The sequence below is a fragment of the Aquabacterium sp. genome, from assembly GCF_030652515.1.
Classification (GTDB): domain Bacteria; phylum Pseudomonadota; class Gammaproteobacteria; order Burkholderiales; family Burkholderiaceae_C; genus Aquabacterium.
In genome coordinates, this window is record NZ_JAUSAR010000137.1 from 59,292 (window position 1) to 85,818 (window position 26,527).

General features: G+C 59.1%; 21 protein-coding genes and 1 tRNA gene. 18 read left to right on the forward strand and 4 right to left on the reverse strand.

Annotation, left to right across the window (positions count from 1 at the left end; genetic code table 11):
* Window positions 1-10: 10 nt before the first annotated feature.
* On the reverse strand, window positions 11-931 hold the full coding sequence (locus Q7V20_RS16240; protein WP_304793404.1) for a branched-chain amino acid transaminase: 921 nt from the start codon (window positions 929-931) through the stop codon (window positions 11-13).
* Between the two features lie 163 nt (window positions 932-1,094).
* On the opposite strand from Q7V20_RS16240, the gene Q7V20_RS16245 reads away from it, so the two are divergent.
* Window positions 1,095-2,396: an adenylate/guanylate cyclase domain-containing protein gene (locus Q7V20_RS16245; RefSeq protein WP_304793407.1), complete on the forward strand. Its 1,302-nt coding sequence runs from the start codon at window positions 1,095-1,097 to the stop codon at window positions 2,394-2,396.
* On the opposite strand, the gene glnE is transcribed toward Q7V20_RS16245, so the two are convergent.
* Window positions 2,393-5,095, reverse strand: a complete 2,703-nt coding sequence (gene glnE / locus Q7V20_RS16250; RefSeq protein ID WP_304793410.1) for a bifunctional [glutamate--ammonia ligase]-adenylyl-L-tyrosine phosphorylase/[glutamate--ammonia-ligase] adenylyltransferase — start codon at window positions 5,093-5,095, stop codon at window positions 2,393-2,395. The two genes, Q7V20_RS16245 and glnE, sit on opposite strands and share 4 nt — an antisense overlap.
* A 109-nt stretch (window positions 5,096-5,204) precedes the next feature.
* Between glnE and Q7V20_RS16255 the strand changes: the two genes are divergently transcribed.
* The 4 genes from Q7V20_RS16255 to Q7V20_RS16270 all read left to right on the forward strand — a co-directional run bounded on the left by Q7V20_RS16255 (window position 5,205) and on the right by Q7V20_RS16270 (window position 11,900).
* Window positions 5,205-9,062, forward strand: coding sequence for a YhdP family protein (locus tag Q7V20_RS16255; RefSeq protein WP_304793413.1), 3,858 nt, complete (start codon window positions 5,205-5,207; stop codon window positions 9,060-9,062).
* Window positions 9,063-9,187: 125 nt separating this feature from the next.
* Window positions 9,188-9,970 carry a carbon-nitrogen hydrolase family protein gene (locus Q7V20_RS16260; protein WP_370652486.1) on the forward strand — a complete coding sequence of 261 codons (783 nt, stop codon included), beginning with the start codon at window positions 9,188-9,190 and terminating at the stop codon, window positions 9,968-9,970.
* Window positions 9,967-11,403, forward strand: coding sequence for a metalloprotease TldD (tldD, locus tag Q7V20_RS16265; protein ID WP_304793419.1), 1,437 nt, complete (start codon window positions 9,967-9,969; stop codon window positions 11,401-11,403). Before Q7V20_RS16260 ends, tldD begins: the two co-directional genes overlap by 4 nt.
* 71 nt (window positions 11,404-11,474) lie before the next feature.
* Entirely contained in the window at window positions 11,475-11,900 is a 426-nt protein-coding gene (locus Q7V20_RS16270) for a bacteriohemerythrin (protein ID WP_304793422.1), read from the forward strand.
* A 14-nt stretch (window positions 11,901-11,914) separates the two neighbouring features.
* On the opposite strand, the gene Q7V20_RS16275 is transcribed toward Q7V20_RS16270, so the two are convergent.
* Window positions 11,915-12,310 carry a hemerythrin family protein gene (locus Q7V20_RS16275; RefSeq protein ID WP_304793425.1) on the reverse strand — a complete coding sequence of 132 codons (396 nt, stop codon included), beginning with the start codon at window positions 12,308-12,310 and terminating at the stop codon, window positions 11,915-11,917.
* Entirely contained in the window at window positions 12,307-12,711 is a 405-nt protein-coding gene (locus tag Q7V20_RS16280) for a bacteriohemerythrin (protein WP_304793427.1), read from the reverse strand. The genes Q7V20_RS16275 and Q7V20_RS16280 overlap by 4 nt, the downstream gene beginning before the upstream one ends.
* Window positions 12,712-12,767: 56 nt before the next feature.
* Between Q7V20_RS16280 and Q7V20_RS16285 the strand changes: the two genes are divergently transcribed.
* From Q7V20_RS16285 to Q7V20_RS16345, 13 genes are all read left to right on the forward strand, one after another.
* Window positions 12,768-13,694 (forward strand): bifunctional riboflavin kinase/FAD synthetase, encoded by a 927-nt coding sequence (locus Q7V20_RS16285; protein ID WP_304793430.1) that lies wholly within the window; start codon window positions 12,768-12,770, stop codon window positions 13,692-13,694.
* Window positions 13,687-16,494, forward strand: coding sequence for an isoleucine--tRNA ligase (gene ileS / locus Q7V20_RS16290; protein WP_304793433.1), 2,808 nt, complete (start codon window positions 13,687-13,689; stop codon window positions 16,492-16,494). Before Q7V20_RS16285 ends, ileS begins: the two co-directional genes overlap by 8 nt.
* Window positions 16,487-16,963 (forward strand): signal peptidase II, encoded by a 477-nt coding sequence (lspA, locus tag Q7V20_RS16295; RefSeq protein ID WP_304793436.1) that lies wholly within the window; start codon window positions 16,487-16,489, stop codon window positions 16,961-16,963. The genes ileS and lspA overlap by 8 nt, the downstream gene beginning before the upstream one ends.
* A complete protein-coding gene (ispH, locus tag Q7V20_RS16300; protein WP_304793440.1) occupies window positions 16,944-17,867 on the forward strand; it encodes a 4-hydroxy-3-methylbut-2-enyl diphosphate reductase in 924 nt (307 codons plus the stop codon). Before lspA ends, ispH begins: the two co-directional genes overlap by 20 nt.
* A gap of 17 nt (window positions 17,868-17,884) precedes the next feature.
* Window positions 17,885-18,916, forward strand: a complete 1,032-nt coding sequence (locus tag Q7V20_RS16305; protein WP_304793443.1) for an FAD-binding oxidoreductase — start codon at window positions 17,885-17,887, stop codon at window positions 18,914-18,916.
* Between the two features lie 45 nt (window positions 18,917-18,961).
* Window positions 18,962-19,037 (forward strand) — tRNA-Thr (locus Q7V20_RS16310).
* Window positions 19,038-19,079: 42 nt separating this feature from the next.
* Window positions 19,080-20,261 (forward strand): efflux RND transporter periplasmic adaptor subunit, encoded by a 1,182-nt coding sequence (locus Q7V20_RS16315; protein ID WP_304793446.1) that lies wholly within the window; start codon window positions 19,080-19,082, stop codon window positions 20,259-20,261.
* A complete protein-coding gene (locus tag Q7V20_RS16320) occupies window positions 20,258-20,947 on the forward strand; it encodes an ABC transporter ATP-binding protein (protein ID WP_304793449.1) in 690 nt (229 codons plus the stop codon). The genes Q7V20_RS16315 and Q7V20_RS16320 overlap by 4 nt, the downstream gene beginning before the upstream one ends.
* A 130-nt stretch (window positions 20,948-21,077) precedes the next feature.
* Window positions 21,078-22,286, forward strand: coding sequence for an ABC transporter permease (locus Q7V20_RS16325; RefSeq protein WP_304793452.1), 1,209 nt, complete (start codon window positions 21,078-21,080; stop codon window positions 22,284-22,286).
* Between the two features lie 54 nt (window positions 22,287-22,340).
* A complete protein-coding gene (locus Q7V20_RS16330) occupies window positions 22,341-22,625 on the forward strand; it encodes a DUF6516 family protein (RefSeq protein WP_304793455.1) in 285 nt (94 codons plus the stop codon).
* Entirely contained in the window at window positions 22,622-23,005 is a 384-nt protein-coding gene (locus Q7V20_RS16335) for a hypothetical protein (protein ID WP_304793457.1), read from the forward strand. Before Q7V20_RS16330 ends, Q7V20_RS16335 begins: the two co-directional genes overlap by 4 nt.
* 49 nt (window positions 23,006-23,054) lie before the next feature.
* Complete coding sequence (locus Q7V20_RS16340) at window positions 23,055-24,797, forward strand: hypothetical protein (RefSeq protein WP_304793460.1); 1,743 nt, start codon at window positions 23,055-23,057, stop codon at window positions 24,795-24,797.
* Window positions 24,794-26,527, forward strand: coding sequence for a hypothetical protein (locus Q7V20_RS16345; protein WP_304793463.1), 1,734 nt, complete (start codon window positions 24,794-24,796; stop codon window positions 26,525-26,527). The genes Q7V20_RS16340 and Q7V20_RS16345 overlap by 4 nt, the downstream gene beginning before the upstream one ends.

Genomic DNA, 26,527 nt, shown 5'->3' on the forward strand with positions numbered 1-26,527 from the left:
CCTTGCGTTGTTATACGTGCGCCAGCCAATCGGCGTACTTGGCGTTCTTGCCGGCGACGATCTCGAAGAAGGCCGCCTGCAGTTTGGTCGTGACCGGTCCGCGGCAGCCTGCGCCTATGGTGCGGTTGTCCAGTTCGCGGATGGGCGTGACTTCGGCTGCGGTGCCGGTGAAGAAGGCTTCCTCGGCGCAATACACTTCGTCGCGCGTGATGCGCTTTTCGATCAATTCCAGGCCCATGTCCTTGGCCAGCGTGACGATGGAGTCGCGCGTGATGCCTTCCAGGCACGAAGTCAGGTCCGGCGTGTACAGCTTGCCCTTCTTCACGATGAAAATATTTTCGCCCGCGCCCTCGGCCACGTAGCCGTCCACATCCAGCAGCAGTGCTTCGTCGTAGCCGTCGTGCGCCACTTCCTGATGCGCCAGGATGGAGTTGGTATAGGTGCCGACCGACTTGGAACGGCACATGTTGATGTTCACATGATGGCGGGTAAAGCTGGAAGTTTTTACGCGGATACCTTTGGCCATGCCTTCTTCGCCCAGGTACGCCCCCCACGGCCATGCGGCCACGGCGACATGCACGCTGATGCTGGTGGCGGCGATGCCCATCGCTTCCGAACCGTAGAACACGATGGGGCGGATGTAGCAGGATTCCAGCTTGTTCGAGCGCACGACTTCCTTTTGCGCTTCCATGAGTGTGGCCTTGTCGAACGGCATCTTCATCTTGAAGATAAAAGCCGAGTTGAACAGTCGGTCGGTATGCTCCTGCAGGCGGAATATCGCTGTTCCCGTTGTGGTCTTGTACGCCCGCACGCCTTCGAATACCCCCATGCCGTAATGCAGCGTATGGGTAAGCACGTGGGTGGTGGCTTCGCGCCAAGGTACGAGCTTGCCGTCGTACCAAATGAAGCCATCGCGGTCGGACATGGACATGGTGATTTCCTTAATTCGTTTTGTTGTTGCGAGGGCAGCGATTCTAGCTGTTTCTGCTCCGATAATGAAGCGCGGGGATGGAATGAGTGCGGGTAATGCGTTTTGGCGTATTCCTTTTGCGGCAGTTACGTGTAATCATCGCTTACATACGCGGGGGGGCGGAATGGCGCAGCACATCGGTTCGCAGGAAATCAAGCCGGAAATGATGGATACGCAGGAAGAGAAGCTGCGCAAGAGTCTGCTCATCTTCGCGGCGGCATTCATGACGTTGGGGGTCATGCTGTGGCTGGCCATCTATTGGGCGATGGGGATTAATTTTTCCAGCAACGTTCCGTTGGGTTATCAGGTCATCTCGGTCGCCTCGCTGGTTTACTACGTTAAGACCCGCAATTTCGAAGTGCTTCGCTTCGTCCAGCTTTCCCTGTTCCTGTTCGCCCCCTTCATCATGCAATGGAGCATCGGCAGTTCGGTGACTTCCAGCGGCGTGGCTTTGTGGGCGCTGCTGGCACCGATCGGCGCGCTGGTGGTGTCGAACTGGCGCGAATCCATCCCCTGGTTTTTTGCCTACATCGTGCTGACGGCCGTGTCCGGCTTCTTCGATTTCTACCTGAGCACCGGCTCCGCGACGGGCATTCCGATGAACACCATCGGCGTGTTCTTTGCGCTCAACTTTGCGGCGATGTCGTCCATTGTGTATTTCCTGGTGCGCCACTTCGTCATCGAGACCGAAAAGATCAAGACCCAGCTCGACCAGCAGCATGCCCTGCTGGCGGAAGAACAGAAAAAATCCGAGCGTGTGCTGTTCAACGTGCTGCCCTCCAACATTGCCGAGCGCCTGAAGAACAACCAGGGCCTGATCGCCGACGGGTACGCCGACGTCACCGTCATGTTCGCCGACCTGGTCAACTTCACCCAACTCACCGAGCAGATGTCGCCCGAACAGATGGTGGGGCTGCTGAATACGGTGTTCTCCGGTTTTGACGACCTTTCCGAAAAATACGGCTTGGAGAAGATCAAGACCATAGGCGATGCCTATATGGTGGTGGGAGGGCTGTCGCGCGAGCGTCCGGACTATGTGGAAGATATGGCGAACATGGCCATCGAGATGCTGGATTTCGTCGCCAAGCATCCGGCACTGGTCAAGCGCGATCTCGGCATCCATATCGGTATTGCCACCGGTCCGGTGGTGGCGGGCGTGATCGGAACCAAGCGCTTTATCTACGACCTGTGGGGCGATACGGTCAACATCGCCAGCCGGCTCACCGACGATGCCAAGCAGGGCAACATCCTGTGCGACAAACTGACTTTCAACCGCCTGCGCCACGAGTTCCTGTTTGAGCCGCCCAATGTGCTCAACGTCAAGGGCAAGGGCGAAATGACGTCGTATCGCCTTATCGGGCGCGTCGGGCAGAACACCAGCAACATCTATCAGTTGCCCGCATCCGGCACGGCCGTCACCGGCTAATCCGTTTCCAGCAGGACTTTCCAGAGCGCCAGCACCGGGGCGGTATCCAGCCTGTCCTGCGCGATGCGGCACGGGGACTGGTTGTTCAGGCGCATCTGGTGCTGAATGACGCGCAGTTCCCGGTACAGTTCGCGCACCCGGTTGCTGATTTCAACGTCGATCAAATTCAACTTTGCTGCGGTTTCCAGCAGGGCGAGATTGCCGCTGTTTGCGGTCAATTCGGCGTGCGCGGCGGCATGCGCCAGCACCAGAAACTGCACCATGAACTCGATGTCCACCATGCCGCCGCTGTCGTGTTTGATGTCGAACAAGTCGGTCGTGTTCGCATGGCCTTCGTGCATCTTGCGGCGCATCTCGATCACATCCAGCCGCAGTTTGGCAATGTCGCGCGGCATGCGCAGCACTTCGTTGCGGATGCGGCCGAAATCCGCGCCGACAGCGGCATCGCCCGCGCAATAGCGGGCACGCGTCAGCGCCTGGTGTTCCCACACCCAGGCATTCTTGCGCTGGTATTCCTCGAATGCGCCTATCGAACTGACCAGCAGGCCGCTGTCCCCGTTGGGGCGCAGGCGCAGGTCGACTTCGTACAAACGCCCGGAAGCGGTGTGGCTGGAGAGCAGGGTATTGATGCGTTGCGCCAGGCGCGCGTAGATTTCGCCCGCTTCGGGATGGTCGTCGTCGTACAGGAACACGATATCGAGATCGGAGGCGTATCCCAGTTCGCGCCCTCCCAGTTTGCCGTAGGCGATGACGGCGAAGCGCGCGTCCTCGCGGTGCTTCTTCCGCGCATCGCGCCAGCACTGGCGCAGCGCGTGGCGCAGGATGAGATCGGCGAGGTCGCTCAGGTGGTCGCTCAATTTTTCCAGAGGCAGCAGTCCCTGCAGATCCATTGCCAGCAGATGGAAGGTCTGCGTCTGCTGGAACTGGCGCATCGCGTCCATCTCGCGTTCGGTGTCGCCCGCGTGCGCTTCGAGTTGCATCGCAAGCTGCGCATCCAGTGCCGCCCAATCCGGCGCCACGTACAGTTCGCGCGTATCCAGCAATTCGTCGAGCAGGATGGGGTGCTGCGTCAGGTAGTCGCCCGCCCAGGCGCTGGCGGCAAGCAGGCGCACGAGGCGCGGCAAGGCTTGCGGATATTCGGCCAAGAAGGCGAGATAGGCCGCGCGCCGCGCGATGGCTTCCAGCAGCACCAGCGTGCGGCGCAGTGCCGCGTCGGAGTTGGAGGTTTCCGCGCACAGCTCGGCCAGACGCGGCACCAGCGCATCCAGGCGGTGGCGGCTGACTTCAGGCAGTTGCTGGTAGCGGCTGCCGTTGCGGAATTGCAGCAGGTTTTCGGCCAGGGACGCACTGTCGGCGAAGCCGAGCTTGGCGAGCGCAGCATCGAGTTCTTCCGTCTTGGCGGCGTCGTGCCACCAGGTGCATTCGGTGGCTTCCTGCTTCTCGCCGAACACGGTTTCGAATTGGCGGCTGACGAAGTCGCGCAGCGGATCGAGCGCGGCGAGCAGCGCCGCATAGTCGGCAAAACCCATCGCGGTCGCGATGACGGCTTGCACTTCGGCGTCTGCGGGCAATTCCTGAGTCTGCTGGTCGTCCAGGTATTGCAGGCGGTGTTCGAGGTTGCGCAGGAAAATATAGCTCTCGTTCAGGCGTGTGACCGTGTCGGCGCTGAGTTCGCCGTTGAGAACCAGTTGGCGCAGCACCTGCTGCGTGGGGCGGATGCGCAGGCGCACATCGCGACCGCCGCGAATCAGCTGGAATACCTGTGCGATGAATTCGATCTCGCGTATGCCGCCGGGGCCGAGCTTGATGTTGTGAAACCGGTCGCGGCGCTCCACTTCGGCACGGATCTGCGCATGCAGTTTGCGCATGGAATCGAAGACGCCGAAATCCAGGTATTTGCGGAACACGAACGGCTGCGCGAGTTTTTCCAGTTCTGCGGTGTGCAGGCAGTTCGCGGGCGACACGACGCGCGCCTTGATCCACGCATAGCGTTCCCATTCGCGTCCCTGCGCCACCAGATACTCCTCCAGTGCGGCAAAGCTCATGGTCAGCGGGCCGCTGTCGCCGTAGGGGCGCAGGCGCATGTCGACGCGGAATACATAGCCGTCCGCGGTCAGGTCGTTGATGAGGGCAATCAGTTTGCGCCCGAGACGGTTGAAAAACTCGTGGTTGTTTACGGTTCGCGGGCCATCGGTTTCGCCGTCCTCGGGATAGACGAAGATCAGGTCGATGTCGGAAGAAACGTTGAGCTCGCCGCCGCCCAGCTTGCCCATGCCGATCACCAGCAGTTCCTGCGGTTTTCCGCTTTCCGCCCCGAGCGGTTGTCCGTATTGCGCCACCAGCGCCTGCATGGCGTGGCGGTGCGCATGCTGCACGGCGAGTTCGGCGAGAGCGGTCATGCTGCGCATCACTTCGTCCAGATCGGCAAGCCCGTTCAGGTCGCGCGTCAGCACATGCAGCATTACGCGCTTGCGCAGGCCGCGCAAAGCCGCAGACAGCTGTCCTTCGTCTTCCGCAGGCAGTGCTTCCAGCCAGCGGCCGATGGCTTGGCTATCGCAAGGGGCGAGGTAATGGTCGCGCAGCCATCCGGTCAGCTCCGGCTCGGCATCGAGCAGGCGGGCGAGATAACGGCTGCAGTGTCGCGCATGGCTCACCATTGCGTCGAAATCGGCTGTGGGGCGAGGGTTTTCGGTATTCATGGAGGGGGCTTCGGGTTAAAATGGTTGCACTGTCCTTTGTGCCGCATTATAGGTTCTTCATGTCTCCCGCATCCCACAACTTGAAACTATCGCACCGTACTTGCGCACGATGCTGAAAGACTCTTTCCTACGCGGTCGGCGCAGGACGGGGCGTTTCACGCGCATTGCGCTGGAACTCGCGTCGCTGTTTGTGATCGTCGGCGCCGTAGTGCTGCTGACATTGCGCTATCAGATCTTGCCGAATATCGAGCGCTATCACGCGCAAATCACCACCGCCGCGAGCGCGGCCATCGGGCAGCCACTGACCATCGGCAAGATAGGCGCCGACTGGGATGGCTTGCGGCCGCGCCTGTTGCTGTCCGATGTGCAGATTCTGGACAAGCAGGGGCAAGTTGCCCTGAGTCTGCCGCGCCTGGAAAACACGGTGGCGTGGACGAGCCTGCCCGCCTTCGAGCTGCGTTTCCACAGTCTGCTGGTGGATCGTCCGGATCTGTCGGTGCGGCGCGATGCGCAGGGGCTTCTGCATGTGGCGGGAATCGCGCTGGGCGAGCGCTCCGGGGGCGAGCGCAGCAATTCGGACTGGCTGCTGCACCAGTCGAATATCGTGATTCGCAACGGGCGCATTACCTGGCAGGACGAATTGCGCGCCGCGCCGCCGCTGGTGCTGGAACAGGTCGACCTGAGCATAGACAACCGGCGTGGACGCCACCGCTTTGCGGTGCGCGCGTCGGCACCGGAGAAACTGGCTTCCCGCCTGGACGTGCGCGGCAGCTTTAAAGGCGACAGCCTGGCCGACATGGGCGACTGGCGCGGGGAACTCTACACCCGGCTCGAATACGCGGACGTGCTGGCCTGGAAGCCCTGGGTGACGCTGCCCAATGCGTTCAGGCACGGCAAGGGGGCGCTGCGCCTGTGGCTGGGTTTCGAGCAGGGTGAGCTGCGCAGCGTGGATGCCGATGTCGCCCTGGCCGGCGTGCAGGCGCGCCTGTCGGAAGAATTGCCGCAGCTTGAACTGCGCGAGATGCGCGGGCGCATCGGCTGGCATCAACTGGAACGCGGCTTCGAGGTGGTCACGCAGCGGCTTTCACTGCAGATGCGCGACGGCTTTGAATTGAAGCCGACGGATTTCTACCTGCGCCTCATGCAGGGCGATGGCGCCAACCAGCAGCCTTCCGGCGAGATACGTGCAAACTCGCTGCGCCTGGGCGGGTTCGTCAAATTGATGAACTATCTGCCGCTGAACGAGGACATCAAGAAACGCTGGATGGAGGCCGCGCCGCGCGGCGAAGTCGCCGACCTGCAGGCGCAGTGGCAGGGCGGTTTCGACGATATCGCCCGGTATGAAGTCAAGGCGGTCTTCGACGGATTGTCCATGCACCGTGTCGGCAACCTGCCCGGGTTCTCCGGCCTGAGCGGCAAGGTGGATGGCGCGGACAGCGGTGGCGCGCTGGTGCTGGACAGCCGCAAGCTCAAACTCGACGCGCCGCAACTGTTTGCGGAGCCGGTGGAGTTCGACAAGTTGACGGCACGCCTCGGTTGGCAGCGCAATTCGCGCGGGCTTGAGATCAAGTTGAGCAACGTCGAACTCGCCAATGCCGATCTGGCCGGAACTATTTTCGGCAGCTACCAGGCCGAGGCCGACGGTCCCGGTTCGGTCGATGCCACGGTGGAGATGACACGCGTCGCGGTGCAGCGCACCGCGCACTACACGCCGGTACCGGCGGTGAACAAGAAAACGCGCGACTGGCTGCAGGCCGCGCTGCAGGACGGGCAGGCGGACAGGTTCCACGTGCGCCTGCGCGGCAATCTGCGCGATTTTCCCTTTGTCGGCAATGCGCGCGGCATCTTCCGTCTGGAAGCGCGGGCCAAGGGTGTGGACATGGAGTTCATCGAGGGCTGGCCCAGACTTGAAGATGCGCAGGCCGAGTTGCTGATCGAGGGCAACAAGCTGGAAGTCAGGGCGAAGACGGCCACGACCAACGGCGCGCGCCTGCAAAACGTCGTGGTGGGCATTCCCAACCTGCTGGATCACAATCTGCTGCTGCAGGTGCGCGGCGAGGCGGTGGAGTCGACGCAGCGCTGCCTGGACTACATCGTCGCGAGCCCGGTAAACGGCTATCTCGACGGATTCACCGAGGGCATCACGGCCAAGGGCGATGGCAAGCTCAGCCTGCAAGTCGACATACCGCTGACCGGCGAGGAGCCGGTCAAGGTGCGCGGCGACTACCGTTTCGTGAACAACGAAGTCGACATCGGAACGCAGGTTCCGCTGTTGCGCAAGGTGAACGGCGCGCTCATGTTCACCGAGTCGTCGGTGAATGCGGGGGATATAAACGCCCAGATACTGGGTGGTCCGGCGCAACTGATGGTACTCAGCGAAAATGGTGCGCTGGTTACCAAGGCCAGCGGCAAGCTCGATCTGGACAATCTCAACAAACTGAAACCGCATCCCCTGCTGAATCGCGTGCATGGCAGCGCCGACTGGCGGGCCGATATACACGTGCAGAACAAGCTGGTCGATGTGACGGTGGACTCCGAGCTGCAGGGCATCGCATCGAACTTGCCCGCGCCCTTGGATAAACGCGCCGGCGAGCGCATTCCGCTGCACTTCGAGCAAAAGAGCATCAATCCGAAGCAGGACATGCTGAGCCTGAAGTATGGGGCGCTGCTCGATGCCAAGCTGGCGCGGGTGAAGGATGCGGAAGGGATATGGAATTACCGCAGCGGGCGGGTCGCACTCGGCGGCGCTGCGGTCACGCGCGGCGGGAGCGGGATATGGGTCGTCGGCAATTTGCCGCACGCATCTCTGGAAGGATGGAGCGGTCTGGGGCTGGGTAATGGCGCCGGCGGAACGCTGCCGAATGTGGCGGGCATCGACGTGAACGTGGACAAGTTGACCGGCTATGGCAATACCGTGGGTGAACTGGACATCAAGGGCAGTTCGCGTAACGGCCTGCTCAGTTTGCGCCTTGCCTCCAGGGAATTGAACGGTGATGTGATCTGGCAGCCGCAGGGCAACGGCAAATTGCTGGGCCGTTTCAGGAACGCGATGCTGGGCGAAGGCCCGGGCGAGGCGGCGCCGGACGTGGCGGCCGATTCGGAGAATATAGGGGCGCCCGACAACACTTCTTTCCCGGAAGTGGACGTTGCGGTGGAGAAGCTTACCTACAAGGGGCGTCAGCTCGGCAAGCTGGAGGTGGCGATGAGCGAAGCCGGCGGCGATGTGCAGTTGGACAGTCTGTTGCTCATCAATCCGGACGGCGTGCTGAGCATGAGCGGCAAATGGCAGGCGGCGCCGGAACAGACCCAGGTCAAGCTGCGCGTGGATATCAGCGATGCGGGCAAAATCCTGTCGCGTTCCGGTTATCCCGACAGCCTCAAGGATGGCAGCGGCACGCTGGAAAGCGATCTGCGCTGGTCGGGGGCGCCGGGTAGCTTCAACAATGCCAAGCTGAACGGGACGATGAATCTGAAAGTGGGCAAGGGGCGTTTTCTCAAGCTCAACGATTCCAAAGTGGGCACGCTGAAGCTGCTCGGGGTGCTGAGTCTGCAATCCCTCCCCAAGCGCATCACGCTCGACTTTACCGACGTGTTCAGCGACGGCTTCCAGTTCGACAGCATCACCGGCAACGCGCAGATCGTGAACGGCCTGTTGCTGACCAACGACATGAAACTCTCCGGAGCCTCGGCAAAGGTCACCATGACCGGACAGGTCGACCTGAACCGCGAAACGCAGAACCTGAAGGTGCGCATCATGCCGACCATAGGCGATAACGTGTCGCTGCTTTCCTTTGCGGCCGGTCCCGTGGTCGGTGTGGGGGTATTGCTGGCCAACAAGATTTTGCGCGATCCTCTCGATAAGCTGGTGTCGTTTGAATACAATGTAAGCGGCAGTTGGGCAGACCCCAAGGTCGACAAGGTTGTGCAGTCCAAAGCGGTTCAGAACGGGCCGCTCACCGGCGAATGAAGTGCAGGAAAAACGTAACGCCCGAATAACCGATAATTTGAAAGCCATCGAATATGTCCAATCTCGATAACACCCAGTCCCGCATTGCCGCGCAACTCAGCGCATTCAAGGTTGCAGCCATCCAGATGGCCTCCGGCCCCAAGGTCGAAGGCAATCTGAGCGAGGCGCGACGCCTGATCGCCAATGCGGCCGAACAGGGCGCGAAACTGGTGGTGCTGCCGGAGTTTTTCGCCATCATGGGCATGAACGAGCAGGACAAGGTGAAGGTTCGCGAACAGCCCGGTCAGGGGCCGATACAGGGTTTCATGAGCGAGATGGCGCGCAAGCACAAGATTTGGCTCATCGGTTCGCTGCCGCTGGCGGCCAGCTCTCCGGACAAGGTAATTAACAGTTGTCTGGTGTTCGACGAGGCGGGCGCGCAAGTGGCGCGCTACGACAAGATCCATTTGTTCAACCTGACGCTGGGCAACGAGCACTACAACGAAGCCAGCACCATCGAGGCCGGAAACAAGGTGGTGGTGGTGGATAGCCCGTTCGGTCGCATCGGTCTGGCGGTGTGTTACGACCTGCGTTTCCCCGAGCTGTTCCGGGCCATGAAGGACGTGAACATCATCGTGCTGCCTTCCGCATTTACCGCCACCACCGGCAAAGTGCACTGGGAGCCGCTGGTGCGCGCTCGCGCCATCGAAAACCTGTCCTACGTCATTGCTGCGGCGCAGGGCGGCTACCATGTGAGCGGACGCGAGACGCACGGCCACACCATGGTCGTCGATCCCTGGGGGCGCATCATGGACGAGTTGCCGCGCGGTTCCGGCGTGGTCATCGCCGAAGTGAATCCCGGCTACCAGGCCAGCCTGCGCAACAGCCTGCCGGTTCTGTCGCACCGCACTTTGTCCTGCAATACATGAGCACGATCCTGCAACAGGCGCAACGCGCGCTGCTCACCGCCCACGGACTGGAAGCCCGCCATCTGGAGCAGGTGTTCGGCAAGATGCTCGCGCACAAGGTGGACTACGCGGACCTTTATTTTCAGTACAGCCGCGCCGAGAGCTGGTCGCTGGAAGAGGGCATCGTCAAATCCGGCAGCTTCAACATCGACCAGGGTGTGGGCGTGCGCGCGGTGAGCGGCGAGAAAACCGCTTTTGCCTATTCTGACGACATCACGCTGAACGCGCTGGAAGATGCCGCGCTGGCCACGCGCGCCATTGCGCGCCAGGGTGGCAAGCAGAAGGCGGCTCATCTGCACGCGGGCAAGTCGCATGATCTTTACCTGCCGCACGACCCCATCGCCACCCTCGGCGCCGGGGAAAAAGTGCAACTGCTGGAGCGCCTGGAACGCTGTGCGCGCGCGCTCGATCCGCGCGTCACGCAAGTGATGGCAAATCTGGCGGGCGAATACGATGTGGTGTTGATGACGCGCAACGACGGATTGATGAGCGCCGACATTCGCCCCCTGGTGCGACTCTCGCTGCAGGTGATAGTGGAAGGAGGCGGGCGTAGAGAGCAGGGTTCGTCGGGCGGCGGCGGGCGTTTCGGCTTCGACTATTTCACCGAAGAAGTGTTGCAGCGCTATGCAAAAGAAGCGGTGCACCAAGCGGTGATCAATCTCGATGCGCGCCCGGCCCCGGCGGGCAACATGACCGTGGTGCTGGGCAGCGGCTGGCCGGGCATTCTGCTGCACGAAGCGGTGGGTCACGGACTGGAGGGTGACTTCAATCGCAAGGGCAGTTCGTCATTTTCGGGGCGCATCGGCGAGCGCGTGGCGGCCAAGGGCGTCACCGTGGTGGACGACGGCACCATCGCTGGGCGGCGCGGCTCGCTCAACGTGGACGACGAGGGCAATCCCACGCAGCGCACCGTGCTGATCGAGGACGGTATCCTGCGCGGCTATCTGCAGGACACGATGAATGCGCGCCTGATGGGCGTGCCGGTGACCGGCAACGCGCGGCGCGAATCGTTCGCGCACCTGCCCATTCCGCGCATGACCAACACCATGATGCTCAACGGCGACAAGACGCGCGACGAAATCATCGCCTCGGTCGAGCACGGCCTGTATGCGGCGAACTTCGGCGGCGGGCAGGTGGATATCACCAGCGGCAAGTTCGTGTTCTCCACCACCGAGGCGTACATGATCGAAAACGGCAAGATTACCTATCCGGTGAAGGGCGCGACGCTGATCGGCAACGGCCCGGATGCGCTGATGCGCGTGAGTATGATAGGCAACGACATGGCGCTCGATCCGGGCGTGGGCACTTGCGGCAAGGAAGGGCAGAGTGTGCCGGTGGGTGTGGGGCAGCCGACGCTGAGAATCGACGGGCTGACCGTGGGGGGGACGGCGTAGGCAATGTCCCTGGAATGAGGCGGCCTGCGTTCGGATTGGAATAAATAACAGACTGGACAGGGAGAGCAAAGATGGCACTGGTATGGCGTGAACAGTTGAGCGTGGGCAACGAGGTGATCGATTCCGATCACCGGTATCTCATCGATATCGTCAACCGGATCGAGGAATCATTGGGCAACAAAAATCGGAAAGAACTGATTGCCGGGGTGGATAGCCTTGGCAATTACTCGCAGCAGCATTTCGTCAGGGAAGAAAAGATCGCGCTTGCGGCCGGCTACAAACAGGTGCCCAACCTGAGCGAATCCCACGCCGCTTTGCTCGTGAAACTCGAACAGGTAAAGCGTGACGTGGAAGCGATGGGGCAGGAATGGTCGGCTGAAACGGCCAAAGCCCTTACTTCCTTGCTGCGGGACTGGCTGATCGACCATGTCATCAAGGAAGACCTGCTGATGAAGCCCACGCTGCAGAAGCATTCCCCGTTGTTTGATCCGCGATAGTGCGGGCCGCAGGGCTAGGTATCTGCCTGTCGCGGCAGCGACAGGTGTTTTGCCGTGATGAAATCGCGCATGTTCACGTGGCTGACGAACCATTCGGCCAGTTCGTTCTCCAGATAATCCAGCAATACCTTGCGGTCATGTCTTTGTTGCCACTGAGCGATGCGCTGCGCCAGCTTGTTCAGCGCGCGGTCGTGGTGTGTCTTGTGTCCGTCGGCGCCGGGGAAATTGGCCGTTTGCATGGCCTGCTCCTCGGCGGCGAACTGTTGTTGCAGATGCTGTTGCAGGCTTTGCAGTTGTGCGTCGATCTCGCCTTCCGGGGCTTCGTTGTCCAGCAGGTCGAGCAGGGCGTTGAGCAGTTCGGCGAAGGCGGAATGGTCGAACAGTCGCGCGGGATCTACGGTATGGCTCATGTCCGCACCCCGCGCTGCGCTTCGATGAAGCCCGCTGTCACGAAATCCATGGTTGCCACGTGGTTGACGAACCAGTCGCCGACCGGCCCTTCCAGCCAATCGCGCAAATCGTCCCGCTTTCGCCCTTGTTTCCAATAGGCTATCTTCGCCGCCATGTCGGCCAGTACGGCGTCGTGCTCGCCTTTGTGTACGGGGGACGGGGGAAAGCGGGTTTCCTGCATATGGCGTTCTTCCTCTGCAAAGTGGTGGCGGGTGTGTTCCAGCAACTCGTCGAGCGATCCATCCAGCGCGGTTTCCGGTGATAGTGCGTCCAGTTGGGTGAGCAGTCCGGCACGCAGCGCGACGAACTCGGCATGGTCGCGGTTCATAAAGTCGAGAGGGACTTGAGGGTAGTTCAACATAGATTCCTTGTATGGGTGGGGCTCGGCGGCCCATCTCACGGTATAATCCGCGACCTATGCAAATTCTACGCGGTCTTTACTCTGCTGACACTCAAACGGTTGCGGTCACCATCGGTAACTTCGACGGCGTTCATCTCGGCCATCAGGCGCTCCTCAATGAACTGAAGACGGTGGCGCACGGGCGCGGGTTGCAGACGGCGGTGGTGATCTTCGAGCCGCATCCGCGCGAATTCTTTGCCCCGCAACAGGCTCCGGCGCGGCTCACCAGCCTGCGTGAAAAGCTGGAGCTGTTCGAGACAATGGGCGTGGATCGTGTGCACGTGTGCCGTTTCGACGCGCAGTTTGCGCAGAAGTCTGCGGCAGAATTCATTCTTGCACTGCATGAAAAACTGCATGCGAAGTTCGTGCTGATCGGCGACGATTTTCGTTTCGGCAGCGGGCGTGCGGGCGATTTTGCGCTGGTGCAGAAGATTGGCGCCGAGCGCGGCTTCGAGGTTCAGGCGGAGCACAGTGTCCTGCACGAAGGCGTGCGCATTTCCAGCACTGCGATACGCGCGGAATTGGCGGCGGGGCAGATTCGCAAAGCGCGCGAATACCTGGGGCGACCCTACAGTATCAGCGGGCGCGTGGTGCACGGCGATGCCACGGGACGCAAACTGGGCTATCCCACGGCGAATATCCAGTTGAAACACAATCTGCCGCCGCTAAAAGGGATATACGTAGTGCTGGCGCATGCCGAAGGGCTGGGTGTGCTGCAGGGTGTGGCGAGCCTGGGCGTACGCCCGACGCTGAAAATAGATGCCAAACCGGTGTTGGAAGTGCATCTGTTTGAATTCGCGCAGCAGATTTACGGCAAGCATCTGCGCGTGGAGTTCCTGCAGAAGCTGCGCGACGAGCAGAAGTTTAACGGGTTGGACGAGCTGACGCGGCAGATCGCGTTGGATGTTGAAAATGCAAAGCAATGGTTCATAGATCATGAGTGAAGACAAAAAGAAATATCCGCTGAATCTCCCCGACACGGCATTCCCGATGCGCGGCGACCTCGCCAAGCGCGAGCCGCTGATGCTGGCGCAATGGCAGGCGCAACAGCGCTACCAGCGCATCCGCGCAGCGGCGAAGGGGCGCCCGAAATTCATTCTGCATGACGGCCCGCCTTACGCCAACGGCGATATTCACCTCGGCCATGCGGTGAACAAGGTGCTGAAAGACATCATCGTCAAGTCCAAGACGCTGGCCGGGTTTGATGCTCCGTACGTGCCGGGTTGGGATTGTCACGGCCTGCCCATCGAGTTGCAGGTGGAAAAGAAACACGGCAAGGCCATCCCCGCATCGCAGTTTCGCGAGCTGTGCCGCGAATATGCGAAGGCGCAGGTGGAACGCCAGAAAAAGGACTTCATCCGCCTCGGCATCATCGGCGACTGGGATCATCCCTACCTGACCATGGATTTTCAGACCGAGGCCGACATCATTCGCGCGCTCGGCAAGATTCATGAGCGCGGCTACTTGTATCAAGGGCGCAAGCCGGTGAACTGGTGTCTGGATTGCCAATCCGCATTGGCCGAAGCCGAAGTGGAATACGAAGACAAAGTCTCGGCAGCCATCGACGTCGGCTTCGAGGTGAAAGACAAACATGCCGTGGAAAAGGCGTTCGGCGTATCGCTGCCGGGCAGCGCCAAGGTATATGCGGTGATCTGGACCACCACGCCGTGGACCTTGCCTGCCAACCAGGGTGTAAGCGTGCATCCGGCGCTGGAATACGACCTGATCAAGACCGACAAGGGCTACCTGATTCTGGCGTACGATCTGGCGACCGATTGCCTGAAGCGCTACGAATTGGGCGGCAGCAACGACCGCGGCGACGGTGTCGCTGCCACTTGCTATGGATCGGCACTGGAAGGACTGTCTTTGCAGCACCCGTTCTACGACCGCGTCGTGCCCGTCATCTGCGGCGAACATGTCACGCTGGAAGCGGGTACCGGGCTGGTGCATACCGCACCGGCGCACGGCGTGGACGACTACGTGGTCGGCCAGCGCTACAACCTGCCGAACGAGAATCCCGTGGGCGACGACGGCAAGTTCATCTCCACCACGCCCGCAGTCGGCGGCACGCCGCTGGCCGGCGTGTTCGTGTGGAAAGCTAACGATATCGTGCTGCAAGCGATTGAGGCGAGCGGACACCTGCTGCATCAGGAAAAAGTGAAGCACAGCTACCCGCATTGCTGGCGCCACAAAACGCCGATCATCTTCCGCTCCACGCCGCAGTGGTTCATTGGCATGACTCAGGGGGAGCGCGAGCCGTTGCGCGATTTGGCGAACAAAGCCGTCGATCAGACGCAGTTCTTCCCGTCCTGGGGGCGCGCACGTCTGGAGGCCATGATCAAGAATCGTCCCGACTGGTGCGTGTCGCGCCAGCGCAACTGGGGTGTGCCGATGCCGTTCTTCGTGCACAAGGAGACGATGGCACTGCATCCGCGCTCGACAGAATTGCTGGAGCAGGTCGCCAAACTGGTGGAGAAGTCCGGCATCGAAGCGTGGTTCAGCCTGAATAGCGTGGACTTGCTGGGCGACGACGCGCCGCATTACCGCAAGCTCTCCGATACGCTGGATGTGTGGTTCGATTCCGGTGTGACGCACTTCTCGGTGCTGCGCAAGCGTGAAGAATTGGCCTATCCCGCCGACTTGTACCTGGAAGGTTCAGACCAGCATCGCGGCTGGTTCCAGAGTTCGTTGCTGACAGGTTGCGCAATCGACGGACGCGCGCCCTACCGGCAATTGCTCACGCACGGCTTCACGGTGGACGAGAAGGGCCACAAGATGTCGAAGTCCAAGGGCAACGGCATCGAGCCGCAGGATATTTGCAACAGGCTGGGTGCAGACATGCTGCGCCTGTGGATCGCCTCGACCGATTATTCGGGTGAAATCTCGCTGTCAGAAGAAATATTGAAGCGCGTGACCGACAGCTACCGCCGCATTCGCAACACACTGCGCTTCCTGCTGGCGAATATCGCCGACTTTGATATCAAGCGCGATGCGATGCCCGTGGATCAATGGCTGGAAATCGACCGCTACGCGCTGTCGCTGGTGCAGAAACTGCAGGAAGAAGTGTGCGGCGATTACGAATGCTATGAGTTTCACTTCGCTGTGCAGAAATTGCAGGGCTTTTGTACGGAAGAGTTGGGAGGTTTCTATCTCGATATCCTGAAAGACCGTTTGTACACCGCAGGCGAGAACTCCAAAGCGCGCCGTTCCGCGCAGAACGCGCTGTATCACATCACCCAGTCGCTGGCGCGATTGATTGCGCCTATCCTGAGCTTCACCGGCGAAGAAGTGTGGGCGGTGTTGAACGGCAAGGACAGCGAGAGCGTGTTCGAGCAGCTCTGGTACAAGTTGCCCGATTCCGGACTGAAGGGCGCAGAAGTTAGCGCCTGGACCGACATCCGGGCCGTGCGCGAACAAGTGAACAAGAAACTGGAAGAGCAGCGGACGACCGGCGCCATCGGCTCAGCCCTGCAGGCCGAAGTCGATGTGTATGCGCCGAAAGCGACCTTCGAACTGCTTTCGCGTCTGGGGGATGATCTGCGGCTGGTGTTCATCACTTCGCGCGCCAATGTGCATCTGCGCGAGGGCGAGTTGGAGATCAGCGCCGTGCCGAGCGCGCACGCCAAATGCGAACGCTGCTGGCATTACCGCTCAGATGTTGGCAGCGATGCCGCGCATCCGACATTGTGCGGGCGCTGCGTGAGCAATCTGTTCGGTAGCGGCGAGGCGCGCACTCATGCTTAAGCGCTGGTTGTTGATTTCGGCTGTCGTCATCGTGCTCGACCAGTTGAGCAAGGCAGCCATCAATAGCCATTTCGTCTATGGCGAGAGCATGGCGGTCACGTCGTTCTTCAACCTGGTGCTGGCGCACAACACGGGTGCCGCATTCAGCTTTCTGAGCGAGGCGGGTGGTATGCAACGCTGGCTCTTCAGCTTCGTGGCCGTTGCCGCTTCGGTCTGGATCGTGTGGCTGCTGCGCAAACACCAGACGGAAATGCTTTTCAGCTTTTCGCTGGCCTTCATTCTGGGCGGTGCGCTGGGTAATTTGATCGACCGCATTGCCTACGGCTACGTGGTGGACTTTCTGGATTTCCACTGGAGCGGCTACCACTTCGCCGCGTTCAATGTGGCCGATTCCGCCATCACCTGCGGGGCCGCCTTGTTGATCTGGGACAGTTTCAGGGGCAAAGAGCATGGAACTGCTGCTCGCTAATCCGCGCGGATTCTGCGCGGGTGTGGATCGCGCCATTGCGATTGTCGAGCGTGCTTTGGCTTTGCACGGCGCGCCCATCTATGTGCGCCACGAAGTGGTGCACAACAAATTCGTGGTGGACAGCCTGAAAGCCAAGGGCGCGATTTTCATCGAAGACTTGGCCGATGTGCCCTCCGGCAGCATCCTTATTTTCAGCGCGCACGGCGTGCCGCAATCGGTGCGGCGTGAAGCCGAGGCGCGCGGCCTGACCGTGTTCGACGCGACCTGCCCGCTTGTGACCAAGGTGCACATCGAAGTCTCGCGCATGCGCCAGCAGGGCAAAGAAGTCATCATGATCGGCCACAAAGGTCACCCCGAAGTGGAAGGCACGATGGGGCAAAGCACGGGTGGCATGTATCTGGTCGAGACGCCTGCCGATGTCGAAAACCTGAAAGTGCAGGACGAACTGAACCTGACTTATGTTACGCAGACCACGCTGTCCATCGACGATGCGAGCGTCACCATCGCTGCGCTCAAAGTGCGCTTCCCGGCGATCACCGGGCCGCGCAAGGACGACATTTGCTATGCCACGCAAAACCGCCAGGATTCGGTCAAGATGCTGGCCAGGCAATGCGATCTCGTCATCGTGGTCGGCTCGCCGAACAGTTCCAACTCCAACCGGCTGCGCGAAGTGGCAAAGAATCTCAACGTACCGGCCTATCTCATCGACAATGCCAGCGAACTCCGGCCGGAATGGCTGCAAGCCAAACCGCGCGTCGGAATCACCGCCGGCGCCTCCGCGCCGGAAGTGCTGGTGCAGGAAGTCATTGCGCGTCTGAAAGAGTTGGGCGCCGTCAGCGTGCGCGAAGCGGACGGCATTCGGGAGAACGTGGTGTTCCCCTTGCCGAAGGCATTGGCCGGGTAACGAACAAGGGTGGCCAATTGAAATCGAATCTGGTGATAGGCGCCGGCGCGCTGGGACTGGCAACGGCGGAGGCGCTGTTGCGGCAGGGCGACGATGTGACCGTGCTGGAACGGGGTTTGGTCGGCCGGGAGTCTTCGTGGGCAGGCGGAGGGATTTTGTCCCCGCTTTGTCTATGGGATTATCCGGATGAAGTGAACCGTCTGGCTTTGCGCGGAATGAGCCAGTTCGGCGCGCTGGCCGAGACGCTGCTCCAGTCTACCGGCATCGATCCCGAATATAACCGCTGCGGCATGCTGGTATTGCCGCCGTTGGATATGCAGGCGGCCATGACATGGTGCACGGCGCATGGCGTGAAGGTGCAGCAACAGGGCGACGGCTTGTTGTTGCCCGACGTCGCCCAGGCCCGCAACCCGCGCCTGTTGCAAGCCCTGCGCGCAAGGGTCGAAAAGCTCGGCGGGCGCATCGTCGAACAATGCGAAGTCGGGGAGGTCGTGGTCAATGCCGGCCGGGTCGGGCATCTGGCGACGACGCAGGGCAATTTCAGCGCGGACGCCTACATCGTGACCGCAGGCGCATGGAGCAAGGTGCTGTTGGGCGCACACGCGCTGAAGCTCGACATCAAGCCGATACGCGGCCAGATGCTGCTGTTCAAATTCGACACGCCCCCGCTGCCGCATATCGTGCTGCAGGGCGATGTTTACCTCATTCCGCGACGCGACGGCCATTTGCTGCTGGGCAGCACGCGCGAAGATGCGGGCTTCGACAAATCCACCACCGATGAAGCACGCGAAATGCTGCTGCAACGGGGCGCCGCCTTGCTTCCCGCCCTGCGCGACAGGCCCGTGGTCAAGCACTGGGCGGGCTTGCGTCCGGCTTCGCCCGGCAATATCCCCACCATAGGCCGCCATCCGCAACTGCCCAACCTCTACATCAACAGCGGCCATTTCCGCTACGGCGTGACCATGTCCCCCGCAGCCGTGGAAGTGCTGCTCAATACCATGAACGGGACGCCGCAACCTTTCGATGTTTCTCCTTATCTTTGGCGTTAATCGTTGCCGCTTGGTAGCCTCTCCGCTTATAATCCGCGCCGGAAGGCCGATGTAGCTCAGTCGGTAGAGCAACGCACTCGTAACGCGTAGGTCACCAGTTCGATTCCGGTCATCGGCACCACCTTCCAGTTTCACATTTCGCAGTGAACAGTCAGGAGCAGCAATGACTTTCCCGCAACTCGGCAGCATTCCTCCGAAGTACAAGAAATTTGCCATTCTCGCTATCGTCGTCGCCGCATTGGCGGTCGGCATCGGGTTTCTCACGCGCAGCAAACCCATTTCAGTTGTACTGCAAAAAGTCGAACGCGGCACCGTGGAAGCGTCGGTCAGTAACACGCGCGCGGGCACCGTGAATGCGTGTCGTCGCGCCAAGATGTCGCCGTCCGCGGGCGGGCAGATATCCAAGCTGCGGGTAAAAAAGGGCCAGCGCGTAAAGAAGGGTGAGGTGCTGCTGGAACTGTGGAATGACGACCTGCATGCGCAGGAAAGCCTGGCCCGGGATCAACTCAATGTCGCGCTGACGCGGGTGCAGGAAGTCTGCACCATGGCCGATGCCGCGCAACGCGACGCCGTGCGCTCGCAGGAACTGCGCGACAAGGGATTTATCTCCGCCCAGCAACTTGATCGCGCGCTCACCGATGCGTCGGCACGCCAATCCGCCTGCGCCTCGGCCAAGGGCGACATCGAACAAAGCAAATCGCGCATCGAACTGGCGCGCGCCGGGCTGGATCGCATGGTGCTGCGCGCACCGTTCAACGGCGTGGTAGCGGATATCAGCGGCGAACTGGGTGAATACGCAACGCCGTCGCCGCCCGGCATTCTGACTATCCCCGCCATCGACCTGATCGACGACAGTTGCCTTTATGTGAGCGCGCCCATCGACGAAGTGGATGCCGCCAAACTCAAGGTCGGGCAGCGCAGCCGCATCACGCTGGACGCGATCAAGGGCCGCACTTTCGACGGCAAGGTACGGCGCATCGCACCCTATGTGCTCGACCTGGAAAAACAGGCGCGCACGGTCGAAGTGGAAGTCGAGTTCGACAAGCTCTCCGCCAATGACAACCTGCTGGTCGGCTACAGCGCCGATGTCGAGATTATCCATGACGTGCGCAAGCAGGTGCCGCGCATCCCGGCGCAGACGCTGATGGAGGGCAATCGCGTACTGTTTTACGGCAGCAAAGGCATGCTGGAAGAACGCAAGGTGGCGACCGGATTATCCAACTGGGAATATACCGAAGTGGTCTCCGGTCTGAATGAAGGCGACCAGATCGTGTTATCGCTGGACAGGGCGGGCGTGAAGGCGGGCGTGCGCGTCGTGCCGGAAGAAGCCAAGCCGGCACAATGATCGAACTGCAAAACGTCTGCCGCACCTTCACCGTCGGCGACCAGCAAGTCGCCGCATTGCGCGATATCGACCTGCGCATTGATGCGGCCGAATACATCTCCATCATGGGGCCGTCCGGCTCCGGCAAATCCACCATGCTCAACATGCTCGGCCTGCTCGACCGGCCGACCTCCGGCACCTATCTGCTGGACGGCGGCAATGTTGGCGATCTGGACGACGAGCAGCAGGCGCGCGTGCGCCGCGAGAAGATCGGTTTCGTGTTCCAGTCATTCCATCTGGTGCCGCGCCTCACTGCAGCGCAGAACGTCGAGCTGCCGATGATCCTCGCGGGAATCCCCGCAGAAGAGCGCAAGGCGCGCGTGCGGGTGCTGATGCAGAACTATGGTTTGTCCGACCGTGCCGACCACAAGCCCGATCAACTCTCCGGCGGCCAGCGCCAACGCGTGGCCATTGCCCGCGCCACGGTGATGAATCCCACCGTGCTGCTGGCCGACGAACCCACCGGCAACCTGGATCGCACCACCGGTTGGGAAGTGCTCAAATTGCTGGAAGGGTTGCTGGAGCAGGGCATCACGCTGGTGGTGGTGACGCACGATGCGGAGATCGGGGCGCGCGCCAAACGGCAGATTCATATGTTGGATGGGCGCATCGTTTCCGATGAATCGAATCAAAATGATTCAAAGTAAAACTCTTTCCCGTCAATCCGGCGCAGGCCGGAATCCAGCGTTGTTATTCAATAGGCATTTAATTGTTGTCCTGCTTCGCAGGGCTTGTTCAATTTGCTGGATTCCGGCATGCGCCGGAATGACGCGGTAAATGAGATTCACCGATACCCTCCAGTTCGCTTCCGGTAGCCTGCGCGGTAGCCCGACCCGCACGCTGTTGATGATCCTCGCGATGTCCATCGGCGTTGCGGCGGTGGTGGTGCTCACCGCGCTGGGCGAGGGTGCGCGCCGTTACGTGGTGGACCAGTTCTCGTCGTTAGGCACCAATCTCGTCATCGTGTTGCCGGGTCGTACCGAAACAGCAGGCATCGGTCCCGGCCTGATGTCCGGGCAGACGCCGCGCGACATCACGCTGGAAGACGCGCAGGCGCTGCTGCGCAGCCGCGCCATCAAGCGCATCGCCCCGCTTACCGTCGGATCGGCCTCGCTGTCGCGCGGCGCGCTCAATCGCGAAGTGGTGGTGCTGGGTTCCACCGCCGAGTTGGTTGAGGTGCGCCACATGAGCGTCGGTATCGGCAGGTTTTTGCCCGCAGGCGATATCCGCGAAAGCGCCTCGGTGTGCGTGCTCGGCAACCGGATGAAGCAGGAATTGTTCGGCAACGAACAGGCCGTGGGGCAGTGGGTGCGTCTGGGCGACCGGCGCTTTCGTGTGATCGGCGTATTGGCCTCGCAGGGCGAATCCATGGGCTTCAATACCGACGATCTGGTCATCATTCCGGTCGCGTCCGCGCATCAGTTGTTCAACACTTCGGGCCTGTTTCGTATCCTCATCGAAGCCAGAAGCCGCGACTACATCGAGCAGGCCGTGCACGATGCCGAGACCATCATGACCGAGCGCCACGGCGGCGAGCGCGATGTGACCGTCATCACCCAGGACGCGTTGCTGGAAACCTTCGACCGCATCCTCACCGCGCTGACCATGGCGGTGGGCGGTATCGCCGCCATCAGTCTGGCGGTGGCGGGCGTGCTGATCATGAACGTGATGCTCATCGCCGTTGCGCAACGCGTCAAAGAGATCGGCCTGCTCAAGGCGCTGGGCGCGCCCGGCAAACAGATACGCCTGCTGTTCTTCGCCGAGGCGGCACTGCTGTCCGCAATCGGCAGCGCGGCCGGTCTGGCGCTGGGCTATGCGGGCAGCATGATCATCGGGCAACTTTATCCAGTACTGCCGGTGTCGCCGCCCTGGTGGGCAGTGATTGCCGCCTGCGCCACGGCGCTGGGTACCGGCATCCTGTTCAGCGTATGGCCCGCGCGGCGTGCGGCGCGGCTCGATCCGGTGGCCGCGTTGGCGGGGAGATAAGTCTTGTTGGTATGGTGCTTGACACCATAAAATGCCGGAGCACATAATCCTTCCATGAGCGCTAACGCCGATTTGCTCTATCGCGAGAAACGCAGCTATGCCGGTGGCGTCGTCGAACTGGTGGTTTGGCGGGTGCCGGAGCCGGTTCCTCCGTCTGAGCATCCATTCAAATACCGGCTGGTTTATGTGCGCGACGGTAAGCGACTGGTTGGTTACGACAACGAGCGCGGCAAGGGCGATCATCGGCATGTGGGTAAAACCGAATTGCCTTATTTGTTCGTGGATGAAATCCGCTTGCTCGAAGATTTCTGGCAAGACGTATTGGAGGCGACGAAATGAAAACTGAAAGCGCCGTACTGCACCTGACTGTCGGGGAGCCAATGACAGCCAGCCTTGCGCGAGCCTCTGCCGCAATGAAGTCGGCTAAACAAGGCAAGTCGGCACAACCCTATTTCGGCGTGGGGTTCGATGATGTGGGCGAATTGTTCTCTGTCTTTACTCCAAAACGATGGGAATTGATCGGGACTCTGCGCGAAGGCGGTGCGATGACGGTCGCTGAACTGGCAAGGCAACTCAAACGCGACTACAAGAATGTGTACAACGATTGCGAACGCTTGATCGAGTGGATGGCAATCGAGAAAGACGCCGCCGGCTTGGTCTACGCCCCTTACGACGAGATCGTGGTGGACATGAAATTGCCGGACAGGCGAGCCGCGTAACGATAAACATGCCCAATATATTTTCCTAATGGCAGTGGAGTTACCTATCGTGAGCTATCGAGATGAGTTGTTGAAAGCATATAACGAAGGTAATTTTCTAAATGCAGTATATGACTGCCTGTCAGCAGATCATGAGGCACGTCAAGAAGTAGTTTTTGAATTGGCATCGTTGCATAACGAAAAACTGGTCGATGTTGTGGAGGCGTTCTCCGCGCTCAGCAACGGTTCAGCCAACGGGCCGGACTTTTTTCTCACACGTGATGTTTTTCAACAGGCTTTGCCGCATATCGATGCGGCAGTCCTGCCGGTGATGCGATGCGTCCTGAATTTGTATCGTAGTGCAGGTCAAGATTTTGCTGCCGGCACGATTGTTGGACAGTTTGTGGAGTATTGCGCTAGGCAGTTGCCTCGTTCGAGAGACGCGTTAACTGAAATCGAAGCCAATCCGAATGACTTCTCGGATTTGCTGGCTGCCACCCTTTCTGCGGGGTTTCGCTCTGATTGTCAGACATTCTTGTTGCACGCGGTGCGTTTGAGTAAAGACGCAAATATCGATTTGAGGCGAGGGGCAGTTATTTCCATTGCAAACTTTGATTCTCAGGGAAATGCAGCATTTCTTGAGGAAGCTGTTGCTGGAATCGAAAGCTGTGTTGATAGGGAAATAGAAGATAGTGTTCTTGCGGCATCCTTGCGAACAATTTATGCGCTACTGCGGCAGGATGGGAATCAGGAAGAGCGCTTTACTGAGTTAATCGCAAAGGTGTTGTCGAAAGGGAACGAATTTACGATTCACGCAGCATCAGAGGTTTTATTCTTGCACACCGCAGCGCTACCTGAGCCGCTTGTCGGCATGTTGCTGAGCAATCTGACTCGTGTCAAACCAACTCATAAAGGTACGCTGGACAACATCGATTATGGTATTTCGCATCTGATAAAAGGCGGTAGCCCTGAATCTGCTATCCGCTGGCTGGAAGGCATGTTGCTTACACACCCAAAAGAATTGTCGATAGGGATGTTTGATAGTGTTGTAGGGGTGATTCTTGGTGATAATGTGCTGCTAAGTAAAATCCTTACACGATGGCTCGTGCTGGGTGAGAGGGCGTTGTGTAGTGCTGTTCATGACATTGTGGCAGGAGCATATCATCGAGAAGAGAGGTTGTTGGAGATTGATATATCGGAGCTGCAATCAACGGATGCTGTGCATATGTTCTTTCTGGCAAGAAAAATTATCGGCTACCTATTTATGCAGCCAATCAGCGCAGCGTCCCTTATGGTATCGCTGATGCGGCAGACAGAAGATGTTGAAGTTCTGGCTGAGTTAGGCGCCCTGCTTTTCGATCCCTTGTTGCTCAACTACACCGGTAAAGTTCGCGAGTATGCTGTCCAGCAAGTAAACGTAGAGAATGGAAAGGTGAAGGAAGCGCTGGAAGAAGCCATTAAGGCGGTTGATGAGTACCTGGAGGGTTTGCGTTCAGTGGGCGTTCTTCCTGCACTGTACCCAAGCACAGCGCAGAGAGAAGCATACAGGCGGCAATTTTCACGCCAAATGACGAAATCCATGGAGGAAGTAGAAGAAAAATCTGTATTCTCTAAACTGTTCACAAAAAGTGTTTTGCTCTATGGCGGGAAATCAATCAATTATGTTCATGGCGTAAATGGGCAGATGCATCGCATGGAAACCCCCTTGCATTCTCACGGGGTCGAGATCGAGTTTCCGAGAATGCAGAATCTTGATCCATTTGGATTGGATTACATGCTCAGGGTTTTCAGGAATGAAAGATTCCAGGCATGAAGCTCATCCTTAAACAGTATCTATCTTCCTTAAGGGAACGCGACGAGCTGGATGTAGTGCTCCCTGATCTTCTTAGTCAGCTTGGTCTGAATGTGTTCTCGCGCCCGGGGAGGGGGACCACTCAGCGTGGCGTGGATGTGGGAGCCGTTGGTTGTTTGGAGGCTGGGGATGAGAAGGTTTTCCTGTTCTCTATCAAAGCAGGTGATTTAACTAGGAAAGACTGGGATAGCGATTCAGAGCAATCTCTCCGCCGGTCACTCAATGAAATCATTGACGCCTACATTCCTCATCGCCTTCCCGTTGAACATCGTGGGAAAAAGGTGGTGATTTGCATTTGCTTTGGTGGTGATGTCCAGGAACAGGTGCGTGAGCAACTTAAAGGGTTTGAAGAACGAAATACTTCTGAAACCATTTCATTTGAAGAATGGAATGGCGACAAACTCTCCGAACTCATTCTGTCGAATTTCCTCAGAGAAGATTTACTTCCGGAAAATTGTCGTGCGGATTTGAGAAAATCGCTGGCCCTGCTCGATGAGCCGGAAGCATCGTACCGTCATTTTGAAAGGCTTGTTGTTGCTCTTTCTGGAAAGGACGGCGAAAAGGATGTTGGGCGAATTACCTCAATCCGGCAAATAAGCATTTGTTTGTGGGTGCTGTTTGCGTGGGCTCGTGAAGCAAAAAATATGGAGTCGGCGTATTTGGCTGGTGAATTGGCGCTATTGCATGGCTGGCATATCTTGAAAGCATATATAGAGAAAAGCAATAAGTCAGCACAGGCTGTTCAGGATGCATTCCTCTCCATTTTTTCGGCATATCAGCAAATATGCGCCGAATTCCATCTAGCCAATACTCTACCGCATGTCGAAAAAAAACATGCCCTCTCCAGTGCAATTCGGGCATCCAATAGCCTCGATATTAATCTCAAACTATTCGACTTGTTGGGGCGCCTTGGAATAAGCGGAGTTTGGGCTTATTGGGGAGCTAGAAGGTGTGTTGATGGTGAAGAGGTGATGCAGCAGAAATATTTCCAGGATACTTGGGAGTATGTTTCGGCTATCAAGGCATTAATAACCAATAATCCTGCCTTATTGCTGCCTGCGAAGGATGATCAGGCGATAGATATTTCTATTTCCTTATTGGCACTTGCAACAGAGGCAAGCAATCATCGATATATTGAGAGCTGGTTTGTAGAAATGATCGATCGTGCCAATTTTTCATATCAAGTGCATGGGCATTATCCCAGCACGCAGAATTCTTATAGCGAGCTGCTGGAACACCCACAATCTGGTGACAGTGCATACAGAGAGACCGTTACTCAAGGGAGCATCCTGTATCCATTGATCGGACTGTGGGCAGCTCTTGTGCAAAATGAAGGGGTGTATGGCAAGGTTATGGAATTGAAAAAGAAATTGCTGAGACATTGCAATTTTCAGTTCTGGTATCCAGATGAAAATTCTGAAGAGCATTTCTATGCAAACAAAGATGCACATGGAGCTACTCTTTCCCATCTAGGTCTTGAGCGTGGTATGGATGTGTTTCTTGCTCAAGTCTTTGGGGAGTGTGAGCAGACGACTCATTTTCAAGAACTGTCCGCTATTAAATTTGCTTGGTGGCCGATAATAATCGTTGCTTGTCGACACTATCGTTTGCCTTTGCCGATACAACTATTTGATGGCTTACGGAAGAAAGAGCAAGGCGAAACAGGAACGACCACAACGGCACAGGAATGA

Coding starts and splice junctions, on each gene's coding strand:
- Q7V20_RS16240 (WP_304793404.1), bottom strand. CDS start 931: ATGTCCATGTCCGACCGCGATGGCTTCATTTGGTACGACGGCAAGCTC.
- Q7V20_RS16245 (WP_304793407.1), top strand. CDS start 1,095: ATGGCGCAGCACATCGGTTCGCAGGAAATCAAGCCGGAAATGATGGAT.
- glnE (WP_304793410.1), bottom strand. CDS start 5,095: ATGAATACCGAAAACCCTCGCCCCACAGCCGATTTCGACGCAATGGTG.
- Q7V20_RS16255 (WP_304793413.1), top strand. CDS start 5,205: ATGCTGAAAGACTCTTTCCTACGCGGTCGGCGCAGGACGGGGCGTTTC.
- Q7V20_RS16260 (WP_370652486.1), top strand. CDS start 9,188: ATGGCCTCCGGCCCCAAGGTCGAAGGCAATCTGAGCGAGGCGCGACGC.
- tldD (WP_304793419.1), top strand. CDS start 9,967: ATGAGCACGATCCTGCAACAGGCGCAACGCGCGCTGCTCACCGCCCAC.
- Q7V20_RS16270 (WP_304793422.1), top strand. CDS start 11,475: ATGGCACTGGTATGGCGTGAACAGTTGAGCGTGGGCAACGAGGTGATC.
- Q7V20_RS16275 (WP_304793425.1), bottom strand. CDS start 12,310: ATGAGCCATACCGTAGATCCCGCGCGACTGTTCGACCATTCCGCCTTC.
- Q7V20_RS16280 (WP_304793427.1), bottom strand. CDS start 12,711: ATGTTGAACTACCCTCAAGTCCCTCTCGACTTTATGAACCGCGACCAT.
- Q7V20_RS16285 (WP_304793430.1), top strand. CDS start 12,768: ATGCAAATTCTACGCGGTCTTTACTCTGCTGACACTCAAACGGTTGCG.
- ileS (WP_304793433.1), top strand. CDS start 13,687: ATGAGTGAAGACAAAAAGAAATATCCGCTGAATCTCCCCGACACGGCA.
- lspA (WP_304793436.1), top strand. CDS start 16,487: ATGCTTAAGCGCTGGTTGTTGATTTCGGCTGTCGTCATCGTGCTCGAC.
- ispH (WP_304793440.1), top strand. CDS start 16,944: ATGGAACTGCTGCTCGCTAATCCGCGCGGATTCTGCGCGGGTGTGGAT.
- Q7V20_RS16315 (WP_304793446.1), top strand. CDS start 19,080: ATGACTTTCCCGCAACTCGGCAGCATTCCTCCGAAGTACAAGAAATTT.
- Q7V20_RS16320 (WP_304793449.1), top strand. CDS start 20,258: ATGATCGAACTGCAAAACGTCTGCCGCACCTTCACCGTCGGCGACCAG.
- Q7V20_RS16325 (WP_304793452.1), top strand. CDS start 21,078: ATGAGATTCACCGATACCCTCCAGTTCGCTTCCGGTAGCCTGCGCGGT.
- Q7V20_RS16330 (WP_304793455.1), top strand. CDS start 22,341: ATGAGCGCTAACGCCGATTTGCTCTATCGCGAGAAACGCAGCTATGCC.
- Q7V20_RS16335 (WP_304793457.1), top strand. CDS start 22,622: ATGAAAACTGAAAGCGCCGTACTGCACCTGACTGTCGGGGAGCCAATG.
- Q7V20_RS16345 (WP_304793463.1), top strand. CDS start 24,794: ATGAAGCTCATCCTTAAACAGTATCTATCTTCCTTAAGGGAACGCGAC.